This is a genomic window from Brevibacillus sp. HB1.3, assembly GCF_013186635.1.
GTDB lineage: Bacteria > Bacillota > Bacilli > Brevibacillales > Brevibacillaceae > Brevibacillus > Brevibacillus brevis_D.
Genome location: NZ_JABMIT010000003.1, coordinates 497,701 through 520,345, shown reverse-complemented (window position 1 = coordinate 520,345; position 22,645 = coordinate 497,701). Strand labels below are relative to the sequence as shown.

Sequence of the window (22,645 nt, the reverse complement as noted above, 5' to 3'; positions counted from 1 at the left end):
TATACTTCACCCTTTCTAAGTTAGGTGAGCAGACGCTGAATGCTTTCGGCCAATTTCCCATCGGTTACCGCCACGGTAACGCGCCCATCTTTTCCGATTGCGTGTCCCAATGAATGTCGGTCGCCAGTGGTTACACATGAGACACCGTAATAGGAACATTTATCCTTTACTTTCTTGGCGGTATTGTCTGATGCATCTGATGCGAGCAATACCAGGCGAGCCTGCCCATTACGAACAGCTGTAATGACCAGCTCCTCCCCAGTAACGATCTTTCTCGCACGCATCGCTAATCCGAGTAATTGTGCTGCTTTTGGGGTCATTTTCCCACCATCTCCAGCCATTTCTCACGGAAAGCATCATACTTTTCTTGGGAGATGGACATATTGAGGGCACGTTCCAGCACTTTTTTCCATTTTCCCGATGCGAACGCATCCGGCTTCAGACAGCTTTCCTGCCGACACACATAGGTACCGCGTCCCGCCGCCCTTCCAGTAAGATCAATGACGATCTCTTCTTCTGGCGTCCGGACAACGCGGATTAATTCCTTTTTCGGAAACATTCCTTGGCAAACGATGCACTTACGCAACGGGATCTTTTTTTGCTTCATGATTATTCGTTGTCCGTCCCTTCATCGCTCTCTACTTCTTTTGGATAAGCGATGCCTTCTTGGTCGGCTTGGGACTCGCTCTTGATATCGATCTTCCAGCCAGTCAGCTTGGCTGCCAGGCGTGCGTTTTGACCGCGCTTACCAATCGCCAGAGACAATTGATAATCAGGAACGATCACTCGTGTAACCTTCTCCGCTACGTTAACCTCTACATGCAGCACTTTTGCAGGACTGAGTGCATTGGCTACATACTCGGCCGGATCTTCAGACCAACGCACAATGTCGATCTTTTCGCCTTTCAGCTCTGTAACGATCGTTTGGACACGCATGCCCTTTGGACCGACACAAGCCCCTACTGGATCAACATCTGCGTTGATGGAATGCACAGCGATCTTCGAGCGATCACCCGCTTCACGTGCAACAGATTTGATTTCAACCACACCGTCATATATTTCTGGCACTTCTAATTCGAAGAGACGCTTCAAAAGCCCCGGGTGAGTACGGGAAACGACGATTTGCGGTCCTTTAGTGGTTTTCTCTACTTTGATGATGTATGCCTTCACACGATCTTGTGATTTAAAATCTTCGGATGGCATTTTTTCGGTGATCGGCATAACGGCTTCCGCCTTACCCAGATCAATGTAATAATTGCGAGCGTCCATACGCTGAACGACGCCTGTTACGATATCGTCTTCACGCTCAATAAACTCGCTGTAGATCAAACCGCGCTCCGCTTCGCGAATGCGCTGTGTAACCACTTGCTTCGCTGTCTGAGCAGCAATACGACCGAAATCACGAGGCGTTACCTCGATTTCGACGATGTCCTCCAGACGGAAGTTAGGATCGATTTCTTGTGCTGCTTCTTGAGAGATCTCTAGGCGCGGATCTAAAACCTCTTCGACTACGCTCTTCCGCGCAAACACACGCACCATACCTGAATGACGATTTACATCCACCCGTACATTTTGAGCCGAGTTGAAGTTACGTTTGTATCCAGAGATAAGAGCCGCTTCGATGGCCTCAATCAGTACGTCTTTGGTGATGCCTTTCTCTCTCTCAATGGCTTCTAAAGCCTCGATAAAATCGCCGTTCATGACTTTCGTTGCCTCCTCCTTTACTAACCACGGGCTAACACGGACCGCGACAACTAAAAAATAATTGCCATTCTAGCCGTGTCAATTTGCTCTTGGGAAATTACATACGTTTTCTTTGCTTCTTTTACTGTCAGCTTGCCATCCTCATAGGATACCAGTTCGCCTTCGAACGTGGTTGCACCTTCTATTGGCTCTTTTGTTGTGATATGCACATTTCTGCCGACAGCTTTCGTGAAATCCTTATCCTTGCGTAATGGGCGCTCAGCACCCGGCGAAGATACTTCTAAAAAGTATGCCGTAGGGATGGGATCTACTTCGTCAAGTTTTTCGCTCAGCTTCTCGCTGACAAGGCGGCAGTCATCAATGTCGATGTTGCCAGTTTCATTGTCGATAAACACGCGCAGAAACCAGTTGCTGCCTTCCTTTTTGTACTCGATGTCAACTAGCTCCAGGCCCACTTCTTCAACAATGGGCGTGATGAGTTCAGTGACGATGCCTGTTACCTTGCTCAAGCAAGTACCTCCTTCTCATTTGAACCATGAGGTGTAGCCAGAAAGAAAGAGTGGGTTTCCCCACTCTCGATCAGCCATGCGTATAAAACCAGTATTTCCAAAAAAATTATAGCATAACAGCCCTTCGCTGACAACCTTTGGATGACTGTGAGCCTTGACTGCACGCCTTAGAACAAGGATAGCTGGTTGGATTCTGGCAATCCTTGCAACGCACCTTGCTCGTCCAAGAACTCCAAAATAGTCTTGGAGATGCGGGATCGGGATAGGAGGTCCTCCTTGGACAAAAACTCCCCTTGCTCTCTCGCTTGCACGATACTAATCGCTGCGTTCGTCCCTAAACCAGGCAGGGCGTTGAATGGAGCGATGAGGGAATCACCTTCGATCAAGAAGCGAGTAGCGTCCGATTTGTACAAATCAACATTGACAAAGCGGAAGCCCCGCTCTATCATTTCCAACGCCATCTCCAAAACAGTCAGCAATGCCTTTTCTTTTGGCTGTGCATCGTGTCCCTTGCCCTCGATCTCTTCAATCTTTTGCTTGATCGCCGCTGAGCCTTTGACCATAAGCGGAATGTCAAAGTCATCTGCACGCACAGTGAAGTATGTCGCGTAAAACTCCAGTGGTCGATGAACCTTGAAATAGGCAATCCGTACAGCCATCATGACGTAGGCAGTCGCATGCGCCTTCGGGAACATGTACTTGATCCGCTGGCACGACTGTATATACCATTCCGGCACATTGTTATTGCGCATTTCTTCCTGATCGTCCTCAGGAACCCCTTTACCTTTACGCACGGACTCCATGATCTTAAAGGCACGAGATGGCTCTAGCCCTTTATAGATCAAATACACCATGATATCGTCACGACACCCAATTACGTCTGGCAGCTTGCAAGTACCGTTGCGGATCAAGTCCTGCGCGTTGTTCAACCAAACGTCCGTACCGTGAGAGAGTCCAGAAATCTGAACGAGCTCGGCAAACGTAGTCGGTTTGGTGTCCTCCAGCATCTGTCGTACGAATTTGGTTCCGAACTCTGGAATGCCCAATGTTCCCATGTTCGTACCGATTTGCTCCGGTGAAACCCCCAAGGCTTCCGTCGAACTGAAAATGGACATTGTCTTTTTATCATCCAGTGGAATCGTCTTCGGGTCCATTCCTGTCAAGTCTTGCAGCATACGAATGACGGTTGGATCGTCGTGTCCCAGAATATCGAGTTTTAGCAAGTTGTCATGGATGGAGTGGAAGTCAAAATGGGTTGTGCGCCATTCAGACTCATTATCATCAGCCGGGAACTGAATCGGACAAAAGTCTTCGATTTCCATGTAGTCAGGAACTACGATAATACCGCCCGGATGCTGCCCTGTCGTCCTTTTTACACCTGTGCAGCCGTTGACGATACGGGATATCTCCGCATTACGCAACGTCATGCCTCGTTCGTCGGCATACTTACGCACGTAGCCATACGCTGTTTTTTCCGCAACCGTACCAATCGTTCCTGCACGATATACGTAGTCGGCTCCGAACAGCTCTTGAGTGTACTTGTGTGCACGCGGCTGATAATCACCAGAGAAGTTCAAGTCAATATCCGGTACCTTGTCTCCTTTAAAGCCGAGGAACGTCTCGAACGGGATGTCCTGTCCATCCTTGGCATACATGGTTCCACATTGTGGACATGCTTTATCCTCCAAGTCAAAGCCAGAGGCAATTGAACCATCTGTAATAAACTCGCTGTGCTTGCAATTTGGGCAGCGATAGTGAGGAGGCAATGGGTTTACCTCTGTAATCTCAGACATCGTCGCAACAAATGACGAGCCTACAGATCCACGTGAACCTACCAGATAACCATCATTCAACGATTTCGTTACCAAACGCTGCGAAATCAAATAAATCACACCGAAACCGTGCTTGATGATACTGTTCAATTCTTTTTCCAGGCGATGCTCGACCAGTTCGGGCAATGGGTCACCATACAACGACCTTGCTTTGTCATAACACATTTGACGCAGCTCATCGTCTGCCCCTTCAATGATCGGCGTGTACAGCTTGTCTGGAATCGGACTGATATCCTCAATCATATCCGCGATGGCATTTGTGTTCGTCACAACAATTTCTTTTGCAGTCTCTTCTCCCAAAAAGGAGAACGCCTCCAGCATCTCATCCGTTGTATGAAAGTACAGCGGCGGCTGATTGCCAGCGGTTGGATCCCCTTTTGACAGTAAGAAAACATCGCGGAAGATCTCATCCTGGGGATTCAGGAAGTGCACATCCCCTGTAGCTACGACCAGCTTACCGAGCTCTTTTCCCATTTGGACGATCTTTTCATGGTAGCCTTTCATCGTCTCCAGCGAAGGAATTTCTTCATTCCGCAACAGGGGTGAGTAATGGGCGATCGGCTGTACTTCTATAAAGTCGTAAAAAGCCGCAACTTCCTTCAATTCTTCAGGTGACTTACCACGGAGAATCGATTGCATGAGTTCTCCGTCTTTGCACGCCGTACCAATTAACAAGCCTTCTCGGTATTTAGTCAGCTGGCTTCGCTGAATTCGTGGCCAACGGAAGAATGTTTCCACATGGGAGCGACTTACCAGCTTGTACAGGTTTTTGAGGCCCTCTTTATTTTGCACGAGAATGGTCGCATGGAATGGGCGTCCGCTTTTATAGTCGGCCTCTTCGTTACTTTTTTCATTCAGCTCTGCTAGCGATTTGATTTCCGCTTCTTTTATGTCCTTCAACATTTGCTGGAACACGTGAGCCAAGGCTACGGTATCGTCCAACGCACGGTGGGCATTGATGAGCTCGACGTTGAACTTTTTCGCTAATGATCCCAATCGATAATTGCGCATGCCTTTGTACATCAAGCGCGCCAAAGGTAGCGTATCTAAAAATGGATTGGTCCATGGCTCCATGCCAATCCGTTTGGCGCAGGCGTTGATAAACGCTTTGTCAAACTCTGCATTATGTGCGACCAGAATGGCGTCACCAGTAAAATCCTTGAACTTGCGGAGTACCACATCAAGTGTCTCTTGCCCGCGGAGCATTTCGTTGGTAATCCCCGTAATCTCGGTTGTCTTTGGCCCAATTTGCAATTGCGGGTCAATCAGTTCCGTCCACTGGTCGACAATTTCTGCGCCTTTCATTTTGACAGCAGCGATCTCGATGATGGTATGCTCTGACGCGTTTAAACCCGTCGTTTCCGTATCAAACACGACGTATTCTGTATTTTCATCAATGGCAAGATTATTGTCTGCTTGCAGGTTGTAAACGATATCGATACCATCCTCGACTACGTACGCTTCCATACCGAGAATGCATTTGATGTTGTTCTTTTTGGCGATGGAATACGCCTCTGGAAAAGCCTGTACGACACCATGGTCTGTGACAGCAATGGCTTTATGACCCCACTTGGCTGCCGTCGAGACCAGTGATTTTACAGATGCAACAGCATCTAGCGCACTCATCGGCGTATGGCAATGAAGCTCGACACGTTTTTCTTCCGCTTGATCTTTCCGAATAACCTGCTCAATTTGATTCAAATCATTGGCATTCATAACGAGATCGCGTACAAATGTGTCATGCTGTACACTTCCCCGCACTTTCACCCACATGCCGTCTTTCAGCAATTCGAGCATTTTCACATCTTCTTTATCGCGAGAGAACATCTTCACCGTGAGAGAATCCGTATAGTCAGAAATGTTAAACGTGAGCAAATGACGCCCACTACGGAGCTCTTTTACCTCTACGTTAAACACGGTTCCTTGGATGACAATTCGGCGTTCCTCATCTTGAATCTCGCAAATCGGGATCGGCGCATCTTTAATTTCATAACCCATCATGAGCGTAGTGACAGCCTCAGCTTTATCAGACGATTTGCTCTCTTGTTGGACAGCCGTCATGACAACTTCGACGAGAGCACGTTCTTCTTCTTTACGTTGCTCCTCGAAGGCTTTATACGCGTCATCGCTTTCTTCCCCATGGAAAGAAAAACGCATCGAACAATCGGTAGCTTTCTGGAAAGCAGCCAAAAGCTCATTATCCGCTCGTTTTCGCTTGGCAACCTCAACGGACATCTCCGTTGGCAAGTACACCTTGACTTCCTGTTGGTCGACTTGTTTACGCGCTTGACGCATCGTTACTGCCAAGGAGTTCAGCGTTGGCTCCAGCCCAGCCAGCAAGACATCCCAATACTCTTCGACTACGTGATCGAGAGCGGGCTTTTGGTGATAGCGAAATCGGGTATCTACTTTGGCTAGATGTGAAAATGTATGCGTTAATCGCTTGGTAAAAGCAGCATAAACATCCGCTGGTATCATTCTCGGGAGGGCAAAGTGAAAAACCCATTCTTTGTTTTGCTTATACAGCTCTAGCTTTTCAATCTGAGCATCAAGAAAAAATCGCTCCACCCATTCGTCAGGAACTTCCATTTGCTTGACCAATAGGGAGAAGCGATGTTTTTGCTCTTGTAAACGGTCCACGGTTTTCCCACCTTCCCCATAAGTGAGCGTTCAAACAAGAAAAAGAGGCACTCCCCTTTAATCTAGGGGAGCACCCCGTAAAAATTCGACAAAATCCTTCTTATTCCTGCATGCAACTAGTTCCCGAACAAAGCAGCTCCGGTTTGGTCAACACGAGATAGGAGACCTTTCACTTCATCGACCAATTGATCCAGCTTCACATCATGTGTTTCACCGTTTTTGCGGATACGCACTTCCACTGTTCCTTCTTGTGCCGCTTTATCGGAAACCGTAATACGCAGAGGCAATCCGATCAAATCGGCGTCTTTAAACTTCACACCAGCACGCTCAGGACGATCGTCAAACAATACTTCGATGCCAGCCTTACGCAGTGCTTCTGTAATTTGTTCACTAGCTTGACGTTGCTCTTCTACTTTAACATTGACCGGAATCACATGCACATGGAAAGGTGCAACAGACACTGGCCAAATGATACCATTTTCATCATTGTTCTGCTCGATCACTGCCGCAATTGTACGAGATACACCGATTCCGTAGCAACCCATGATCATCGGTTGACTGCGTCCGTTTTCATCCAAGTACGTAGCACCCATCGCTGTAGAGTATTTCGTACCTAGCTTGAATACGTGACCGACTTCAACACCACGTGCAAACTTGATAACCCCACCTGTACGAGGGCACTCGTCACCTTCCGTAATGTTGCGCAGGTCAGCGTACTTCGAAACCGTGAAATCACGGCCAACAACTACGTGAGTCAGATGATAGTCTGTTTCATTGGCACCGACAACACCATCATAAACATCTTGAACAAAATTGTCCGCGATGATTTCCACTTTTTCAGGATCAATGCCAACTGGGCCAACAAATCCTGCAGGCGCTCCTGTTACGGAAACGATATCCGCTTCAGAAGCCAGTCCAACGATCGTCGCATCATAGAAGTTTTTCAGCTTCACTTCATTGATCTCATGATCACCGCGCACCAAAACCATAACCAGCTTGTCGTCTACGCGATAAATAAGGCTCTTGATGATTTGCTTTGCTTCGATTTGCAGTGCTTGTACCAATTGATCGATCGTTTTAGTGCCAGGTGTATGCAATTTTTCTCGAGCCGGCGCTTCTGTTGCTGGCTTCGCAGATGGCTTGTACACGACTTCTGCCTTTTCCAAGTTGGCCGCATAATCGCCTTCTTCCGAATAAGCAATCGTGTCTTCCCCAATGTCGCACAACGCCATGAATTCGTAAGTGCCTTTTCCGCCGATTGCACCTGCATCCGCTTCTACTGCACGGAAGTTCAAGCCTACACGGGTAAAGATGTTTGTGTACGCATCGTACATCGCCTGGAAGTTGCGATCCAAGCCTTCTTGGGACGTATCAAAAGAGTAAGCATCCTTCATAATAAACTCGCGGCAACGAATCAAACCGAAGCGTGGACGCACTTCATCACGGAACTTGGTTTGAATTTGATAAAGGTTGATCGGGAGTTTTTTGTAAGAGTTAATCTCATCACGCACGAGACTCGTAATGACTTCTTCGTGGGTTGGACCCAAGGCAAAAGGACGATCATGACGATCACGCAGGCGAACGAGCTCGGGACCGTATACATCCCAGCGACCCGTTTGATGCCACAGCTCAGCTGGTTGCATCGCTGGCATCAACAGCTCTTGTCCCCCAGCATTATTCATTTCTTCACGCACAATCGCTTGGATTTTGTGCAGGGAACGGAGCGCCAGGGGCAGGTACGTATAAATACCGGAAGCCAGTTGGCGGGCCATACCAGCGCGAAGCAGCAGCTTGTGGCTGGCAATCTCCGCGTCGGATGGCACTTCCCGCAGGGTAGGGATCAACATTTGACTTTGCTTCAACACGTGCGTGTCCTCCTTATGCCTTATCAGCAATCAACGTGCATTATCCTACAGTCGTAGGTTTTTGCTCGTTTACTATTTCGTTAATTTCTTTCATCAGTTCTTCAAACAACTCGGTTTCTTTTACTTTCCGAACAATTTCACCATTACGGAAAATCAAGCCCTCGCCATTTCCGCCGGCTACACCTACATCTGCTTCACGAGCTTCACCAGGGCCATTTACCGCGCAGCCCATTACCGCTACTTTTAACGGTACTTTCAGCGTGGAAACGGCATCCTCGACTTTGGTTGCCAAGCCGATCAGGTCAATTGCGCATCGACCGCAAGATGGGCATGCAATTACCACTGGATCGTTGTTCACGATATCCAAGCTGCGAAGGATTTGTTTCGCTACTTTAATTTCTTCGACAGGATCAGCCGTCAGAGATACGCGAATCGTGTCACCGATTCCCATCGACAATACCGTTCCGATTCCAACTGAAGACTTAATGCTACCGGAGAACTGTGTACCTGCTTCTGTTACACCAACGTGTAGCGGATAGTTGCGTTTCTGTGCCATCAACGAATAGGTTTGGATCATCGTTGGAACATCGGAAGACTTCAAGGAAATAACAATGTTGTCGTAGTTCAGGTCTTCCAAAATTTGCACGTGGTCCATCGCACTTTCTACGATTGCCTCCGGAGAAGGGTAACCGTATTTATCCAAAAGTCTTTTCTCGACAGAACCGGAGTTGACCCCGATACGAATCGGAACATTGCGCTCACGGCATGCTTCCACTACGCGTTGCGTTTTTTCTTTCGAACCGATGTTTCCTGGGTTGATCCGAATTTTATCAATTCCGCTCTCCAGTGCAATCAATGCCAGCTTGTGGTCGAAATGAATGTCGGCAACAAGCGGCAATGGGGAGCGTTCTTTAATTTTTTTGATGGCACGTGCTGCATCTTCATTGATGACGGCCAAGCGAACAATTTGGCAACCGACATCGTGCAGTCTCTGAATTTCGGCCAGAGTTTTTTCTACATCACGTGTGTCTGCTGTCGTCATCGACTGGATGACTACGCTTTTTTGGCCCCCGATTTGCACTCCACCTACAAAAACCGGTTTCGTCTCCTCGCGCTTGAACATTTTGCACCATCCTTTTACGTATGTCTGTTTTTCTTTCTATCGTGTTAGTACGTGATTAGGAGAACAATCGTTGCAGATCATTCCAAGTCACTACCAAAATCAGCAACATCAAAAAGGCAAAGCCCAAGAAATGGACCATTCCTTCTTTATGCGGGTCAACAGGTCGACCGCGCAGCGCCTCTACTCCCAAGAATGCGAGACGTCCGCCATCCAAGGCTGGCAGTGGCAACAGATTGAACAACCCAAGGTTAATGCTCAATACAGCAGCCCATTTCAACAGAATCGCCATACCTTGTTGCGCAACCTCTCCCGTCATCTTGAAAATACCGACTGGACCACTCAAGTCCTTCAATCCGTATTCCCCGGTTACGAGCATTCCCAAGCTTTTCAGGATCATCACCGTAAAATCGTAAGTGTTGGTTGCACCGGATTTCAGAACTTCCCCTGGAGCAAACGTGGTTGCATTAGTGACCATAATTTTACCCACGTTGTTCTCGTCTTTCCCTACTTTCACAGGCACAGTCATACGCTGGCCATTGCGCTCGTACTCAAATGTTAATTGTTGGTCCGGCGCTTTGCTAATCTTCTCTACAACGTCTTTCCACGAGGATACAGGCTGACCTTGAATCGCAATCACCTTATCACCTGGCAATAATCCAGCAGCAGCAGCAGGTCCTCCCGGGATCACATTCCCCAGAATGCTGCCATTCGGCACGCCGTACAAGAAGCCGATCACGATAAACAAAACAAATGCCAGCAAAAAGTTGGCTGCAGGTCCTGCAAAAATCGCCCAAAAACGTTGTGAAATTGTCTTGCCTTTGAACTGTCTGTTCAGAGGGGCAATCTGTACTTCTTGTCCATCCTTGACCAGCTGGGCCTGTGGATGAACAGCAAACGTCTTCTGCTCTCCGTCCAGTTCCAGTACGATATTTAAATTTTGCTCCAAATCGAATTGTACCACCGTACCAGTAATCGCACGAGCAGAACCAGAACTTGGCCCATCGAGCAAAATATGTGTGACCTTTCCTAACGCATCCCGCTCCACGGTAACTTCCATGTGCGGTTTTAACATATCCATCTCCGGGTCTTCTCCCGCCATACGAACGAGACCACCGATGGGTAACAGGCGTAAGGTGTATTCCGTTTCTCCCCGCTTCACGCGAAAAATTTTTGGCCCCATTCCCAGTGCAAATTCACGACATAAGATTCCTGCCTTCTTGGCCAGAAGGAAGTGTCCTAGTTCGTGCACAAAGACAAGTACCCCAAATACAACGACAATCGCGAGAATTGATTCAACGGAATCCAGGTTGGGCAAAGGCAAGTGAACAGCCACCTTTCTGTCAAGTATCTAACACTCATATTCCTTAGATGGAGACGAGCGCATAAGAGCGTGCCCATTCATCAGCTGCAAAAATATCTGCAAGCTCCGGACTCGCTACACCAGGGTGAGCTTCGCATGTTTTTCGGACGACCTTTTCGATGTCTAAAAAACGGATCGCTCCCTTCAAGAACATATCAACCGCGACCTCATTGGCTGCATTCAGTACTGCAGTATGCGTACCTCCTGCCATGCCGCACTCATACGCTAATTTTAACAGAGGATAACGCTCATAATCCATGGCTGCAAAATGAAGCGTAGCGATCTTGACCAAATCAAGTGGTTCCGTAGGCAGTTCTTTTCTTATGGGATAGCTCATGGCGTACTGAATTGGAACCTTCATATCCGGTGTACCCAGTTGGGCCATGACCGCTCTGTCTTTGTATTCTACCATAGAGTGTATGATACTTTCATAATGCAATACGCATTCGATTTGCTCATAAGGTAGATCAAACAGCCAATGAGCCTCGATCACCTCAAAACCTTTGTTCATCATGGTCGCAGAATCGATGGTAATTTTGGCACCCATGCTCCAATTCGGATGAGCCAATGCCTGCTCTACCGTCACTTGCTCTAGATCCTCGCGTGAGAGGTGACGGAAGGAACCTCCTGATGCGGTCAAAATAATCTTTGCCACATCTTCCATACGTTCGCCTTGCAGACATTGGTAGACAGCTGAATGCTCGCTGTCTACTGGAATAATGGATACGCCTTTTTCTTTCGCTCGTTTCATGACGACAGGGCCAGCGCTCACCAGTGTCTCTTTGTTGGCCAGTCCAATTGTTTTTCCCGCCTCAATCGCAGCGAGTGTAGGTGTGACCCCTACACTGCCGACAACAGCGGTCATAACGAAATTGGCAGCTTCATGACGGGCAACCAGTTCCAAACCTTCCGCCCCGTAAACGATTTCTGGTTGAGACTTGCCCGCCAATCTATCTCGCAGTTCAACGGCAGCCTTCTCATTTCCCACAGAAACGAGCTCGGGCTTGAATGTTTCCACCTGGCGTGTCAATAGATCGATGTTTGTTCCAGCAGCCATAGCCACCACCGAAAAATCCTCAGGATGCTGGCCTACGACTTCAAGTGTGCTCGTTCCAACTGACCCCGTTGAACCTAAGAGCGCTATTTTTTTCACGGATTTCACCCTCTATATCTCTTTCTATATGCAAAAGGTTTTAGACAATACCTAATAGATGTAGAACCGGAAAGACGAGCAAAAAACTATCAAAGCGATCCAAAACGCCCCCATGACCTGGGATCAGCTGTCCTGAATCTTTTACATGGAAATGTCTCTTGAAAGCCGACTCGACCAAATCACCCAATTGCCCGACGATCCCCGCAACAAGTGCGATGGTCAAAGCCTGATCAATCGCAAAATGTCCAAAACTTGCATTGATGGAAAGAACAATCAAGACAGAAGCGACGAGACCGCCTAAGGCCCCTTCCACCGTCTTGTTTGGACTTATTTCTGGCCACAGTTTGCGTTTACCTATTGCTTTTCCAACAAAATAGGCGCCCGAATCAGTCGACCAGATTCCCATAATGACCATGACCGTAAGCATGAATCCCTCAGGTAGGTTTCGGGTAGCGGCCATATAAGTAAAACCGTAGCCTATGTATAACGCCCCCACCAACGTAAGGGCGACGTGTTCAATGTGAAACTGATTTTTCCGTAAAACGGAGTAAATCAACAAGAGCAGGATGACGGGCAGCATCAGATCCGGCATGCTGATACTGAGCCAATCCGAAAATAAAAGAGACGGCCACAAAATGCTTAACATCAATACATATCCGAGCAATCCTGCCAAATAAAATGACTGAATGCCAGCCATTCTCATAAATTCAAAATAGCCAATGACAGCCAGTAAAAACACCAATAGTGAGTACCAAACTCCACCAGCATACATCAATAATAGAAATGCAGCCCCACCAATCAGGCCTGTAATTATACGTTGCTTCAACTGATTCCACCTCTCGGCTATACCGCCCCGTAGCGACGAGCTCGGCCTTGGTATTCCACGATTGCTTGATAAAAATGTTCACGGGTAAAATCAGGCCATAGCACGTCCGTAAACCATAATTCTGTATATGCTAATTGCCACAGCATAAAGTTACTCAAGCGAATCTCTCCACTTGTACGAATCAAGAGGTCTGGATCGGGAATTTCGCTTGTGTACAGGTAGCTCGATATCAATTCCTCAGTCAGTTGTTCTGGTTGAAGCTCGCCTGTTTTTACTTGTGCTGCCATCATTGAAAATGCTTTTGCAAGTTCATCTCGCCCGCCGTAATTCAGGGCAAAATTCAATTGCAAACCGCTATTGTCCTTCGTTCTCTCTTCTGCTTCCAGTAGCGCTTTCAACGTATGAGAAGGCAGCTCGTTTTTACTGCCCAGCATGCGTATGCGGACACCTCGTTCAATTAATTCATCCAATTCTGTCGACAAAAATTCCTGCGGAAGTTTCATGAGAAAATCCACTTCATCGCGTGGACGCTTCCAGTTTTCGGTAGAGAATGCGTACATCGTCATATAACGCACGCCAATCTCGTCAGCAGCCTTGACGACCTCTTTTACTGCTTTCATTCCTGCACGGTGCCCGGCAACCCGGGGTAAACTGCGCTTATTGGCCCAACGACCGTTACCATCCATAATAATCGCCACATGTTCCGGAATCTTACCGGAACGATCCAACTCGGCTGGCTCCGATTGCTTTTCTTTGCGGCCCCATTTGCGCGCCAGATGTTCCAACATAAAGTGTTCCCCCGTAATGAGAGATATAGACGTACATCCCCCTCAAACGAGGGGGATTACCATTACCTATACTTCCAAAATGTCTTTCTCTTTGTCCTTAACGATCTTGTCAACTTCGGCGATGAATTTATCCGTCGTTTTTTGAATGGTTTCTTGATGACGACGGGAATCGTCCTCAGAAATGGTAGCAGCTTTTTCCAGCTTTTTGATTTCATCGTTTGCATCACGACGGATGTTACGAATCGCTACCTTTGCTTCTTCTCCACCTTTTCCTGCCAGCTTCACGAGCTCTTTACGACGCTCTTCTGTGAGTGGAGGAATGATCAGGCGGATAATCACGCCATCGTTGGATGGAGAAATTCCCAAATCCGATTGTTGCAGCGCACGGTCAATTTCTTTAAGCGCCGTTTTATCCCAAGGCTGGATTGTCAGCATACGTGGTTCTGGTACACTGATGTTTGCCAATTGGCTAATCGGTGTTGGAGTGCCGTAGTAGTCTACTGTAACACGATCCAGCATCGCTGGGTTCGCACGACCTGCACGCAGGCTGGACAGATCTCTTTTCAAAGCATTGATCGCTTTATTCATGCGATCTTCCATGTCATTTAGCACAGTTTGTGGCATAATTATTCCCCTTTCACTAGAGTACCGATTTTGTCGCCCATTACTGCCCGACGAATATTGCCTTCTTCAGAAATGTTAAAGACGATCAACGGAATACTGTTATCCATGCACAAGCTGGACGCTGTTGAATCCATGACACCTAAGCCTTTATTCAGCACTTCCAGGAATGTCAGCTGGTCGTACTTCTTAGCGTTCGGGTCAAGGCTTGGGTCTGCAGAGTATACACCGTCTACCTTGTTTTTCGCCATCAGGATCACTTCAGCTTCAATCTCAGCTGCACGCAGAGCAGCAGTCGTATCCGTTGAAAAGTAAGGGTTACCAGTACCGGCTGCGAAGATGACCACACGCATTTTTTCCAAATGACGAATGGCACGACGGCGTATGTATGGTTCTGCTACCTGTCTCATCTCAATCGAGGTTTGAACACGAGTCGGGACGTTCACTTTTTCTAACCCATCCTGCAAGGCGAGTGAGTTCATAATTGTGGCCAGCATCCCCATGTAATCGGCTGTTGCCCGATCCATTCCTTTTGAGCTGCCGGAAAGTCCGCGCCAGATGTTACCTCCTCCGACGACTACTGCGACTTGTACACCCAATTCTACGATTTCCTTGATCTGGTTAGCGACGGAGAAGATTACCTTTGGGTCAATTCCATACCCTAAGTCCCCCGCCAAAGCTTCCCCACTCAACTTTAACACAACCCGTTTATAGGCAGGAAGTGGCATGTGAAACGGCCTCCATTCATGAATCATTCTCTGTGCCCAGTCTTCATTCCTTCTCATTGGGAACAGGTACACACTTGCTATTTACATGCAGAAAGTTTCACACAAAGTGAAACTCTCGCTTTGAAAATAGGGAACACGAAGGTGTTCCCTATAACCTTTATTATTGCTTATTAACTTGAGCCATTACTTCAGCTGCGAAGTCTTCTTGTTTCTTCTCGATACCTTCGCCAACTTGGAAGCGAGCGAATTCTTTCAAGGTAGCACCTGCTTCTTTCAGAAGTACAGCTACTTTCTTGTCAGTATCTTTTACGAATGGTTGCTCAACCAGTACGTATTCTTCGAAGAATTTGGAGAGGCGGCCTTCTACCATTTTCTCAACGATGTTAGCAGGTTTGCCTTCAGCCAGTGCTTGGTTTTTCAGAACTTCACGCTCACGCTCGATCTCATCAGCGGAAACTTCATCACGGTTAGCAAAACGAGGGTTAGACGCTGCTGCGTGCATGCCCAGGTCGCGAGCCAGTGTTTCGTCTTGTGTACCTTCCAAAGTAACCAGAACGCCGATGCGGCCACCCATGTGCAGGTAAGCACCGAAAACGCCGTTGTCTGTTTTCTCGGAGAGTGCAAAACGACGGAAGGAGATGTTTTCTCCGATAGTCGCGATTTTCTCGTTGATTACATGGCCCAAAGTCTCGCCAGCACCTTTGAAAGGTTGCTCCAAAGCTTCTTCAACAGATGCAGGACGTTGGGATACAACGTGCTCAGCGATGTCTTTCACAAGTGTTTGGAACTCAGGGTTTTTACCAACGAAGTCAGTTTCGCAGTTTACTTCTACAACCGCTGCTACGTTTCCAGCTACCGCTGTCGCAGTCAAACCTTCAGCTGCAATACGTCCGGATTTTTTCGCTGCTTTCGCTACACCGCGCTCACGGAGCAAGTCAATTGCTTTTTCCATGTCGCCTGCTGTTTCTTCCAGCGCGCGTTTGCAATCCATCATACCTGCGCCTGTACGCTCGCGCAGTTCTTTAACCGCTTGTGCACTAATTGCCATTGAGTGAAACCTCCTCGAAAAGTTACGATCCTATTATAATCGAAAAGCAAGTCACCTGTTAACCTCGGCGACGCTATTCAGCAAAAAAGGATGGACGGGGGTTCTGACACCCTCAGTCCACCCTTTAACACACATGCTTACGCAGTTGTTGTTGCTTGTTGCTCTGTACCTTGGTTTCCTTCCAGGAGAGCGTCTGCCATTTTAGCAGTGAGCAATTTCACAGCGCGAATTGCGTCATCGTTACCTGGGATCACATAATCGATTTCATCTGGATCGCAGTTAGTATCTACGATCGCTACGATTGGGATACCCAATTTACGAGCTTCTGCTACAGCGATGCGCTCTTTACGAGGATCGATGACAAACAGAGCGTCAGGCAGTTTATCCATGTGAGCGATACCGCCCAAGAATTTTTCCAGACGATCCATTTCTTTGCGCAGAACGATAACTTCTTTCTTAGGCAATACTGCGAAAGTACCATCGTTTTCCATACGCTTCAGCTCAGCCAAACGAGCAGTACGTTTTTTGATGGTTGTGAAGTTTGTCAGAGTACCACCCAACCAACGTTGGTTGATGAAGTAGTGACCTGTGCGTTCTGCTTCTTCTTTAACGGATTCTTGTGCTTGTTTCTTCGTACCAACGAAGAGGATTTTTCCGCCGTCTTGAGCGAGTTCACGTACGAAGTTGTACGCTTCCTCTACTTTTTTAACGGTTTTTTGCAGGTCGATAATGTAGATTCCGTTACGTTCGGTGAAGATATAGCGAGCCATTTTCGGGTTCCAACGACGAGTTTGGTGACCGAAGTGTACACCAGCCTCGAGCAATTGTTTCATCGAAATTACTGCCATATTTCACACCTCCTTCAAAGATGGTTTTTGTGATGCGTACCTCCGCCTCACCGCATGTTCCAAGCAATTCTGCCATTGGCAGCACCGTTGCTGGAATTGGTGGACGTGCGATTTCAACACCGTAAATGAATATATCATATGATAGTTTCAATTGCAACAAACGAATTCCATTTATTTCGTAAAAAAAGTTTTGACTCTTCTTGGCTGACGACAAATGGACACATTTGGTTCCATTGAAAAAACCGCCTATTTTTTAGGCGGCGTTGTTATCAACTTGACGATATCTGCTTCCTTAGCGGCAGTCGACACTTCATAGGTACCAACACGAATACGATTTAGCTTGTCGCTCGCTCGTAGCTGGGACACAAATTGATTTTCGGCAGGAAGGATTCCTTCCTTTACGAGAATCTGCGCTACATCCTCTGCAGTTGCTTTGTAAGGAACGGTGAAAGAAACCTTTTTATCTGCTACAGGTGCTCCCACTGTCGGTGCTGTAGGTGTCACCGTATTGGGTGACGTTGGTGTCTGCGTATTCGGTACGGTTGGAATAGCTTGGCCGTCCTTACTCACTGGATTTGTTGGCGGATTCACCTTTTGTGCCGATGTAGCTTCAGGTGTCGTTGGCTGTACAGTTGGCGTTTGTGGTTGCTTTGTCACAGGCGTCACTGTTTGACCTACCTTTGGCGTAACAGGCGCTTTAGGCACTCCAGGAGCTGGCTGTACGTTTACTTTCTTCTCTTCCTGCCACTGTTTGTATTCTTCTGCTGTAAGTACGACCATTTTCAGCTCTTGTGCAGCTACCTTCATTTGATCTACAGACATGGTTGGGGCTTGCGCAGTCTGCTTAGGCGCTATCAGTCCGATAATGGAGGTAGCCACAATTAGTCCTGCTCCAAATCCAAATAATAGCTCTTGTTTACGCATCGGCAAGACCTCGCTCATGCCTGTCAGCCAAGGAAAAGATCAAATCGATTTCCCCTCTGCCGGCACCGAGTCGTTTTGCGATCTCATCCCGAGACAAACCTTCTTTACTCAGTTCAAAGGCACGGCGATAACGTTCTCGCAAGGCCAGCATATCTACCTCTTGAACTTGAGGCAGAGGCGCTGGTTCTATCCTATTCGTATCCTTTGGAGCTTCTGGTTTGTGACTCGCATTTTTTTCCCATTGTTCTTCCATATTATCTAAGCGTGTGCGCAAACCAGCGATATCCTCGAGGAGATCCGCTCTCATTTCCTGCCATTCTGCCGCAAGAAGATTGGTTTCTTGCTTTACCTGTTTTTGAAGACGCTGCACGCTTTTTTCTAGCTCGTCCTTGTCCGTCGTGCGTTGTGTCGGTAATGAGGAAAAGGAGTCAACAGGCTGCTTCTTATTAATGACAAAAGCAAGAAGCATGCTGATCATTCCTGCTCCAATCAGGATGGGATACACTACGTCCATGTTGTCCACCTTTATTTCTGGCTTGACTTTATTTATAAAGAAATATCTATAATCCGTCCACGCAGTGGATCTCTCATGAGGTCAGCATTCGTAGATACACCTTCGCTCGATTCGGACAATTGGCTCCCAGTGGATTCTTTTTTGTCCTGATGCTCTTGCTGCCCCTGTTTTTTTTCCCGTTCGCGTATCTGGTTTTTTTGTGATTGCTCAAGATCGCTCGGGCGCTGGCGCATATGTTCATCCAGGTCTCTTCGCTGATCAATCATTGATTGTTGTTCATGCATGGTTCGTTGTTGCTGATGCTCCTGAATTCGGCTGACTTCTAACGTGCGTGGTATTGCCACCTGCAATTCAACCGCTTTCAAACTCATATGGCCACAACTCCCTTTGTCACACTAAGTATGTACGCATCCTGGATTAGATAAGAGTTGCTGTGCTAATTTCACCGTCCAGCACGATAAATCGCGTTCTCGCATACTCGTGCTTGATAAAGTGCACCAGCTTTCCGAACGTCATTTTAATTCCTGGATACATCACATGATATGCCTCAATAGCTGCTGGGCCTTCCCCTTTCAGCTCGAGTTCAATATCATTTCTGCGTGCTTCCAATTCCTTGCTTTCTTTTTCCAGAACCAAACGAGTGTTGGTTAGCTTAATTTGCATGAGACGTTTGTCTGCTGGAAGTTCTTTGCTGACTTGAAGGATCTGATTCATAACGCCAAGACCTTGATCTGTTTTGCGTAAATTTTCATACACATTTTGTAGTTCTTTTTGAATGTTCGCCAGTTCTTGTCTTAATTCCGGTTTTACTCCTACTTCGAGTATCGTAGGAGTGGCGCTGCTGTTCCCAAATACTCTTGCCACAATCTTTTCCCCAGCCTGTAGCACGCCGCCAATAATAAAGCCTTTTGACCCTTTACAAATGATTTGCTTTCCGGCTCGTACCGTTGAGAACATGATGCTTTGTGAAACAATCACTTGATTGCCAGCTGTTACATTTGCGTTTTGGATAAACGATGTCCGGACATCTTTCCCTGCAACAATGCAGCCTTTGTCCTGGGCAACAATTCCACTTTTGATCTCGATGGAGCCTTCCGCGTACAACTCGGCGCCTTCTACACTGCCAAGTACGCGAATATCTCCTGATGACTTTACGCGAAAGCCATTCAATACGTTCCCGCGAATGACCACCGTTCCCACAAAATCAATATTGCCAACACCAAAATCAACATCGCCGTTTACTTCAAATACGGGAAACACGTTCATTTTTGACTGTTCCGTAAAGGAGACTTGTCCGTCAATAGCTGCGTATAGCATCGTCCGCTCTTGATTGAGCACAACATTTTTCCCAGGCTTCATGTTTATTTCCTTGCCGGCTTTGGGAGCGATGGGCTCTCCGGTAACTGCTGTGCCTGGTTCTCCCTGGCTTGCTGGTATTTTACGTGCCAAGAGTTGTCCTTTTGCTACATTAGGGATTGTCGTCACATTATAAAAATCAACTCGGCCATCCTCTAGCTCTTTAGGACCTTCCCCTTCATTAATAGATGCTAAATAAGGGTACTCGATAGTCCCATCTGTTCCGGCCACAGGCGCAACCCCTTGAGCAACCTTTACTCTCGCGTTTGCATACTTCGCGGGTAAGGTACACACGTCCCGAACTACCTCATCAAGAATTCCAAATTTCACATTGCTTGCTTGCAATGCTTTATATACATCTGTTTCCAAGATGACGATTTCATCGATATCTTGTTCGTCAACACGTAGAAATACTTCAGCCTCCAATTTATCAGCCGAAACTTTTACGTCTATTTTATATTTCCCGATCCCTTCCATCATTCTACCCCTCTCAAGCTTGGGTAATGGCCCCTTACATCAATTGCGATTTCCATCTGGACAACGCAGAACGAAGTCGGAAAAGAGCTTTGGAGTGCAACTGGGATATTCTTGAAGGTGACAAGCTCATGATTTCCGCAATTTCTGATAAGGTCATTTCTTCAAAATAAAACAAGGAGATAACCAGTCGTTCCTTTTCAGGCAACTTATCGATGACCGTTACAAGAACTTCTTTTAAGCTGGATACTTCCGCCACATTATCAGGGCGAGGTGTGAGCTCGTCGATGATATACGAATGTCTTGCTGTTTTTTGTTCATCTTCATCCCCTACTGCCTCATCGATAGAAACCATGCTGGCAAGAGAGGTTTCCAAGAAAACCTGTTGAAGCTCCTTTTTGCTTATTCCCAGATAATCAGACACTTCTTGATCGGTTGGCATTCGCAGCATTTGCTGTTCCAAGGTGGTGTATGCTTCTTCGATTTTTTTGGCCTTGTCACGAACAGTACGAGGGATCCAGTCGTTCTCGCGTAGTCCATCGATCATTGCACCACGAATCCGCCACATGGCGTACGTCTCAAATTGGAGACCCCGGGTATGATCGAATTTAGCCAAAGCGTCCAATAGCCCAAAGCGCCCATAACTAATCAAGTCATCCTTGTCCACATTGGCTGGCAGATTAATTGCCAACCGATTTGCCACCTTATCTACCAGTGGCAAAAAACGCGTGATCAAGTCAACCTCGGCCTCCCGACTTCCCTCTTGCTTCCACATGACCCATTTATCGAACTCTTTTGCTTTTTCTTGACTGGTTAGCCGTGCCACGAATAGTCACCAACCTTTACTCATCTGATAAGCGCCTAACGACCTCTGCAACGGTGGCTGGATCCTCAGTAGGACGAATCCTTTCCATCTTGTCGATTGAGGTTGGTGCAAATGTTTCATCTTCCTGTTCCAATTGTTGTCCAATTTCCAGAACAACCCCACCTTCAGCTAGAGGAGAGCTTGTCCCCTCTAGCGAATCCGTAACCATTGGTGGAGTAGATGACTGTATGAACGTTGCGAGCAGCCAACGAATTGGAAATGCAGCGAGGAAGAATAGGACAAATGCAATACCTGCCCTCTCCAGAGATACGAGCCAGACATTACTAGCCACAGCCGTACCCAGCGTTACAAGAAATGCGAGCATCCCTAATCCAAAATTAATCCAAATGGTTCCTAACATTTGTTATACTTCCTTCACACCTTGATTTACGGTCCTGATTTGAAGAATGCCGTTTGTGGCATCTAACTCTATTGTCCGACCGCAGTTTCCCCCTGTATCTTCTGCCACGATCTTTATATGAGCATCCTTCAATGCAAGTTTGCACGCCTCTACATTTCGAGGCCCAATCCGCATGGTGTCATTATTCCCCAAAAACGCGAACATTTGTGCGCCTCCAGCCAATTTCGCAACTGTGTGTCTGGTCTCCGCACCAGCCTTCACCATCAACTGAATCAGATGAGGGATTGCTGTATCCGCATACTTGCCTATCGTTAACTCCCCGCCTTTAGCCAAAGACGATTCCGGGAGCATAACATGTGCCATACCTGCAATTTTATGGATATGATCGTAGAGCACTACCCCTACGCAAGAACCTAAACCGGTAGTACGTAGCTTGCTCGGCGGCTTTGCCACACCGAGATCAGCCATCCCTATCTTAATAATCTCCATCGAACGGAACCCCTAATGAACGAAATAGTATTGGGAGCGATTCAGGATCAGGAATTAAGAAAAAGTTCCCTTTTACTTGATCATTGCCTTCGAAAAAAGCGGTGTCAATCGTGAGGGCAAAGTCACCCGCTTGACCCAACGCTATTAATCCGTAACTTAGAATAGCTCCAGCCATATCCACAGCGAGTGCAGGTACGGACGGCTGTAAATTTAAGCGTGTAAAATCAGCTAACGATGATAAATAAGAACCTGTTAAGATGTTGCCAATCTCATGCAGCGCCGAGATCTCCAACTCTTCCCACTCGTACACATCTTTATTAATTCCTGTAATTTGTTCGAGCAGGTGCTTGGCAGACTCCAAATCAAGGATAAAAAACATGTTACCCGGACAATCGCCTTCAACCCGGAGGAAGACGGTCACTACTACAGTTTCCGCTCCTCCTACAAAATCTGCCACTTCGTCGAAGGAGATAATCTTGACTTGTGGAACTTTCATATCGATTTCTTTTTGTATGAGCTTGGAGAGAGCCGTGGCAGCGTGACCAGCACCGATGTTCCCGATTTCCCGTAAAACGTCAAATTGGAAATCCCCAAACTTCGTAAAATCGCCCATTTTA

Annotated in this window: 23 protein-coding genes; all 23 read right to left on the bottom strand. The window is 47.2% G+C overall.

Annotated elements, in window-relative coordinates:
• Positions 1–20: 20 nt before the first annotated feature.
• The 23 genes from HPY31_RS10200 to HPY31_RS10090 all read right to left on the bottom strand — a co-directional run bounded on the left by HPY31_RS10200 (position 21) and on the right by HPY31_RS10090 (position 22,641).
• A complete protein-coding gene (locus HPY31_RS10200) occupies positions 21–320 on the bottom strand; it encodes a YlxQ family RNA-binding protein (RefSeq protein ID WP_016743350.1) in 300 nt (99 codons plus the stop codon).
• The gene (gene rnpM, locus HPY31_RS10195; protein ID WP_015891714.1) at positions 317–607 is read right to left on the bottom strand and encodes an RNase P modulator RnpM; all 291 of its coding nucleotides are present in this window, start codon (positions 605–607) and stop codon (positions 317–319) included. Before rnpM ends, HPY31_RS10200 begins: the two co-directional genes overlap by 4 nt.
• Positions 608–609: 2 nt before the next feature.
• Entirely contained in the window at positions 610–1,701 is a 1,092-nt protein-coding gene (gene nusA, locus HPY31_RS10190) for a transcription termination factor NusA (RefSeq protein ID WP_016743349.1), read from the bottom strand.
• Between the two features lie 53 nt (positions 1,702–1,754).
• Complete coding sequence (gene rimP, locus HPY31_RS10185) at positions 1,755–2,213, bottom strand: ribosome maturation factor RimP (RefSeq protein ID WP_015891716.1); 459 nt, start codon at positions 2,211–2,213, stop codon at positions 1,755–1,757.
• A gap of 167 nt (positions 2,214–2,380) precedes the next feature.
• Positions 2,381–6,685 carry a PolC-type DNA polymerase III gene (locus tag HPY31_RS10180; protein WP_172140536.1) on the bottom strand — a complete coding sequence of 1,435 codons (4,305 nt, stop codon included), beginning with the start codon at positions 6,683–6,685 and terminating at the stop codon, positions 2,381–2,383.
• A 116-nt stretch (positions 6,686–6,801) separates the two neighbouring features.
• Complete coding sequence (locus HPY31_RS10175) at positions 6,802–8,547, bottom strand: proline--tRNA ligase (RefSeq protein ID WP_172140668.1); 1,746 nt, start codon at positions 8,545–8,547, stop codon at positions 6,802–6,804.
• Positions 8,548–8,590: 43 nt separating this feature from the next.
• Positions 8,591–9,673: a flavodoxin-dependent (E)-4-hydroxy-3-methylbut-2-enyl-diphosphate synthase gene (ispG, locus tag HPY31_RS10170; protein ID WP_015891719.1), complete on the bottom strand. Its 1,083-nt coding sequence runs from the start codon at positions 9,671–9,673 to the stop codon at positions 8,591–8,593.
• Positions 9,674–9,728: 55 nt separating this feature from the next.
• A complete protein-coding gene (rseP, locus tag HPY31_RS10165; RefSeq protein WP_172140534.1) occupies positions 9,729–10,994 on the bottom strand; it encodes an RIP metalloprotease RseP in 1,266 nt (421 codons plus the stop codon).
• A gap of 43 nt (positions 10,995–11,037) precedes the next feature.
• Positions 11,038–12,186, bottom strand: coding sequence for a 1-deoxy-D-xylulose-5-phosphate reductoisomerase (locus HPY31_RS10160; RefSeq protein WP_172140532.1), 1,149 nt, complete (start codon positions 12,184–12,186; stop codon positions 11,038–11,040).
• A gap of 40 nt (positions 12,187–12,226) precedes the next feature.
• A complete protein-coding gene (locus HPY31_RS10155) occupies positions 12,227–13,012 on the bottom strand; it encodes a phosphatidate cytidylyltransferase (protein WP_016743343.1) in 786 nt (261 codons plus the stop codon).
• 17 nt (positions 13,013–13,029) lie between these two features.
• Positions 13,030–13,800 (bottom strand): undecaprenyl pyrophosphate synthase, encoded by a 771-nt coding sequence (locus HPY31_RS10150; RefSeq protein ID WP_172140530.1) that lies wholly within the window; start codon positions 13,798–13,800, stop codon positions 13,030–13,032.
• 66 nt (positions 13,801–13,866) lie between these two features.
• Positions 13,867–14,424, bottom strand: a complete 558-nt coding sequence (gene frr / locus HPY31_RS10145) for a ribosome recycling factor (protein WP_015891724.1) — start codon at positions 14,422–14,424, stop codon at positions 13,867–13,869.
• Between the two features lie 2 nt (positions 14,425–14,426).
• Positions 14,427–15,149, bottom strand: coding sequence for a UMP kinase (pyrH, locus tag HPY31_RS10140; RefSeq protein WP_007719254.1), 723 nt, complete (start codon positions 15,147–15,149; stop codon positions 14,427–14,429).
• A 160-nt stretch (positions 15,150–15,309) separates the two neighbouring features.
• Entirely contained in the window at positions 15,310–16,197 is an 888-nt protein-coding gene (tsf, locus tag HPY31_RS10135) for a translation elongation factor Ts (protein WP_016743341.1), read from the bottom strand.
• A 137-nt stretch (positions 16,198–16,334) separates the two neighbouring features.
• A complete protein-coding gene (rpsB, locus tag HPY31_RS10130) occupies positions 16,335–17,045 on the bottom strand; it encodes a 30S ribosomal protein S2 (RefSeq protein WP_015891726.1) in 711 nt (236 codons plus the stop codon).
• Between the two features lie 246 nt (positions 17,046–17,291).
• Entirely contained in the window at positions 17,292–17,987 is a 696-nt protein-coding gene (locus tag HPY31_RS10125) for a DNA polymerase III subunit gamma/tau (protein ID WP_172140528.1), read from the bottom strand.
• Positions 17,962–18,483: a DUF6115 domain-containing protein gene (locus HPY31_RS10120; RefSeq protein ID WP_216675550.1), complete on the bottom strand. Its 522-nt coding sequence runs from the start codon at positions 18,481–18,483 to the stop codon at positions 17,962–17,964. The genes HPY31_RS10125 and HPY31_RS10120 overlap by 26 nt, the downstream gene beginning before the upstream one ends.
• Before the next feature lie 32 nt (positions 18,484–18,515).
• A complete protein-coding gene (locus HPY31_RS10115; protein ID WP_015891730.1) occupies positions 18,516–18,854 on the bottom strand; it encodes a hypothetical protein in 339 nt (112 codons plus the stop codon).
• A gap of 46 nt (positions 18,855–18,900) precedes the next feature.
• Positions 18,901–20,319, bottom strand: a complete 1,419-nt coding sequence (locus HPY31_RS10110; protein WP_172140524.1) for a flagellar assembly protein A — start codon at positions 20,317–20,319, stop codon at positions 18,901–18,903.
• Positions 20,320–20,350: 31 nt separating this feature from the next.
• Positions 20,351–21,139 (bottom strand): FliA/WhiG family RNA polymerase sigma factor, encoded by a 789-nt coding sequence (locus HPY31_RS10105; RefSeq protein ID WP_015891732.1) that lies wholly within the window; start codon positions 21,137–21,139, stop codon positions 20,351–20,353.
• A gap of 16 nt (positions 21,140–21,155) precedes the next feature.
• On the bottom strand, positions 21,156–21,539 hold the full coding sequence (locus HPY31_RS10100) for a hypothetical protein (RefSeq protein ID WP_172140522.1): 384 nt from the start codon (positions 21,537–21,539) through the stop codon (positions 21,156–21,158).
• Between the two features lie 3 nt (positions 21,540–21,542).
• Complete coding sequence (locus tag HPY31_RS10095; RefSeq protein WP_015891734.1) at positions 21,543–22,028, bottom strand: chemotaxis protein CheD; 486 nt, start codon at positions 22,026–22,028, stop codon at positions 21,543–21,545.
• Positions 22,015–22,641: a chemotaxis protein CheC gene (locus HPY31_RS10090; protein ID WP_015891735.1), complete on the bottom strand. Its 627-nt coding sequence runs from the start codon at positions 22,639–22,641 to the stop codon at positions 22,015–22,017. The genes HPY31_RS10095 and HPY31_RS10090 overlap by 14 nt, the downstream gene beginning before the upstream one ends.
• Between the last annotated feature and the right edge of the window lie 4 nt (positions 22,642–22,645).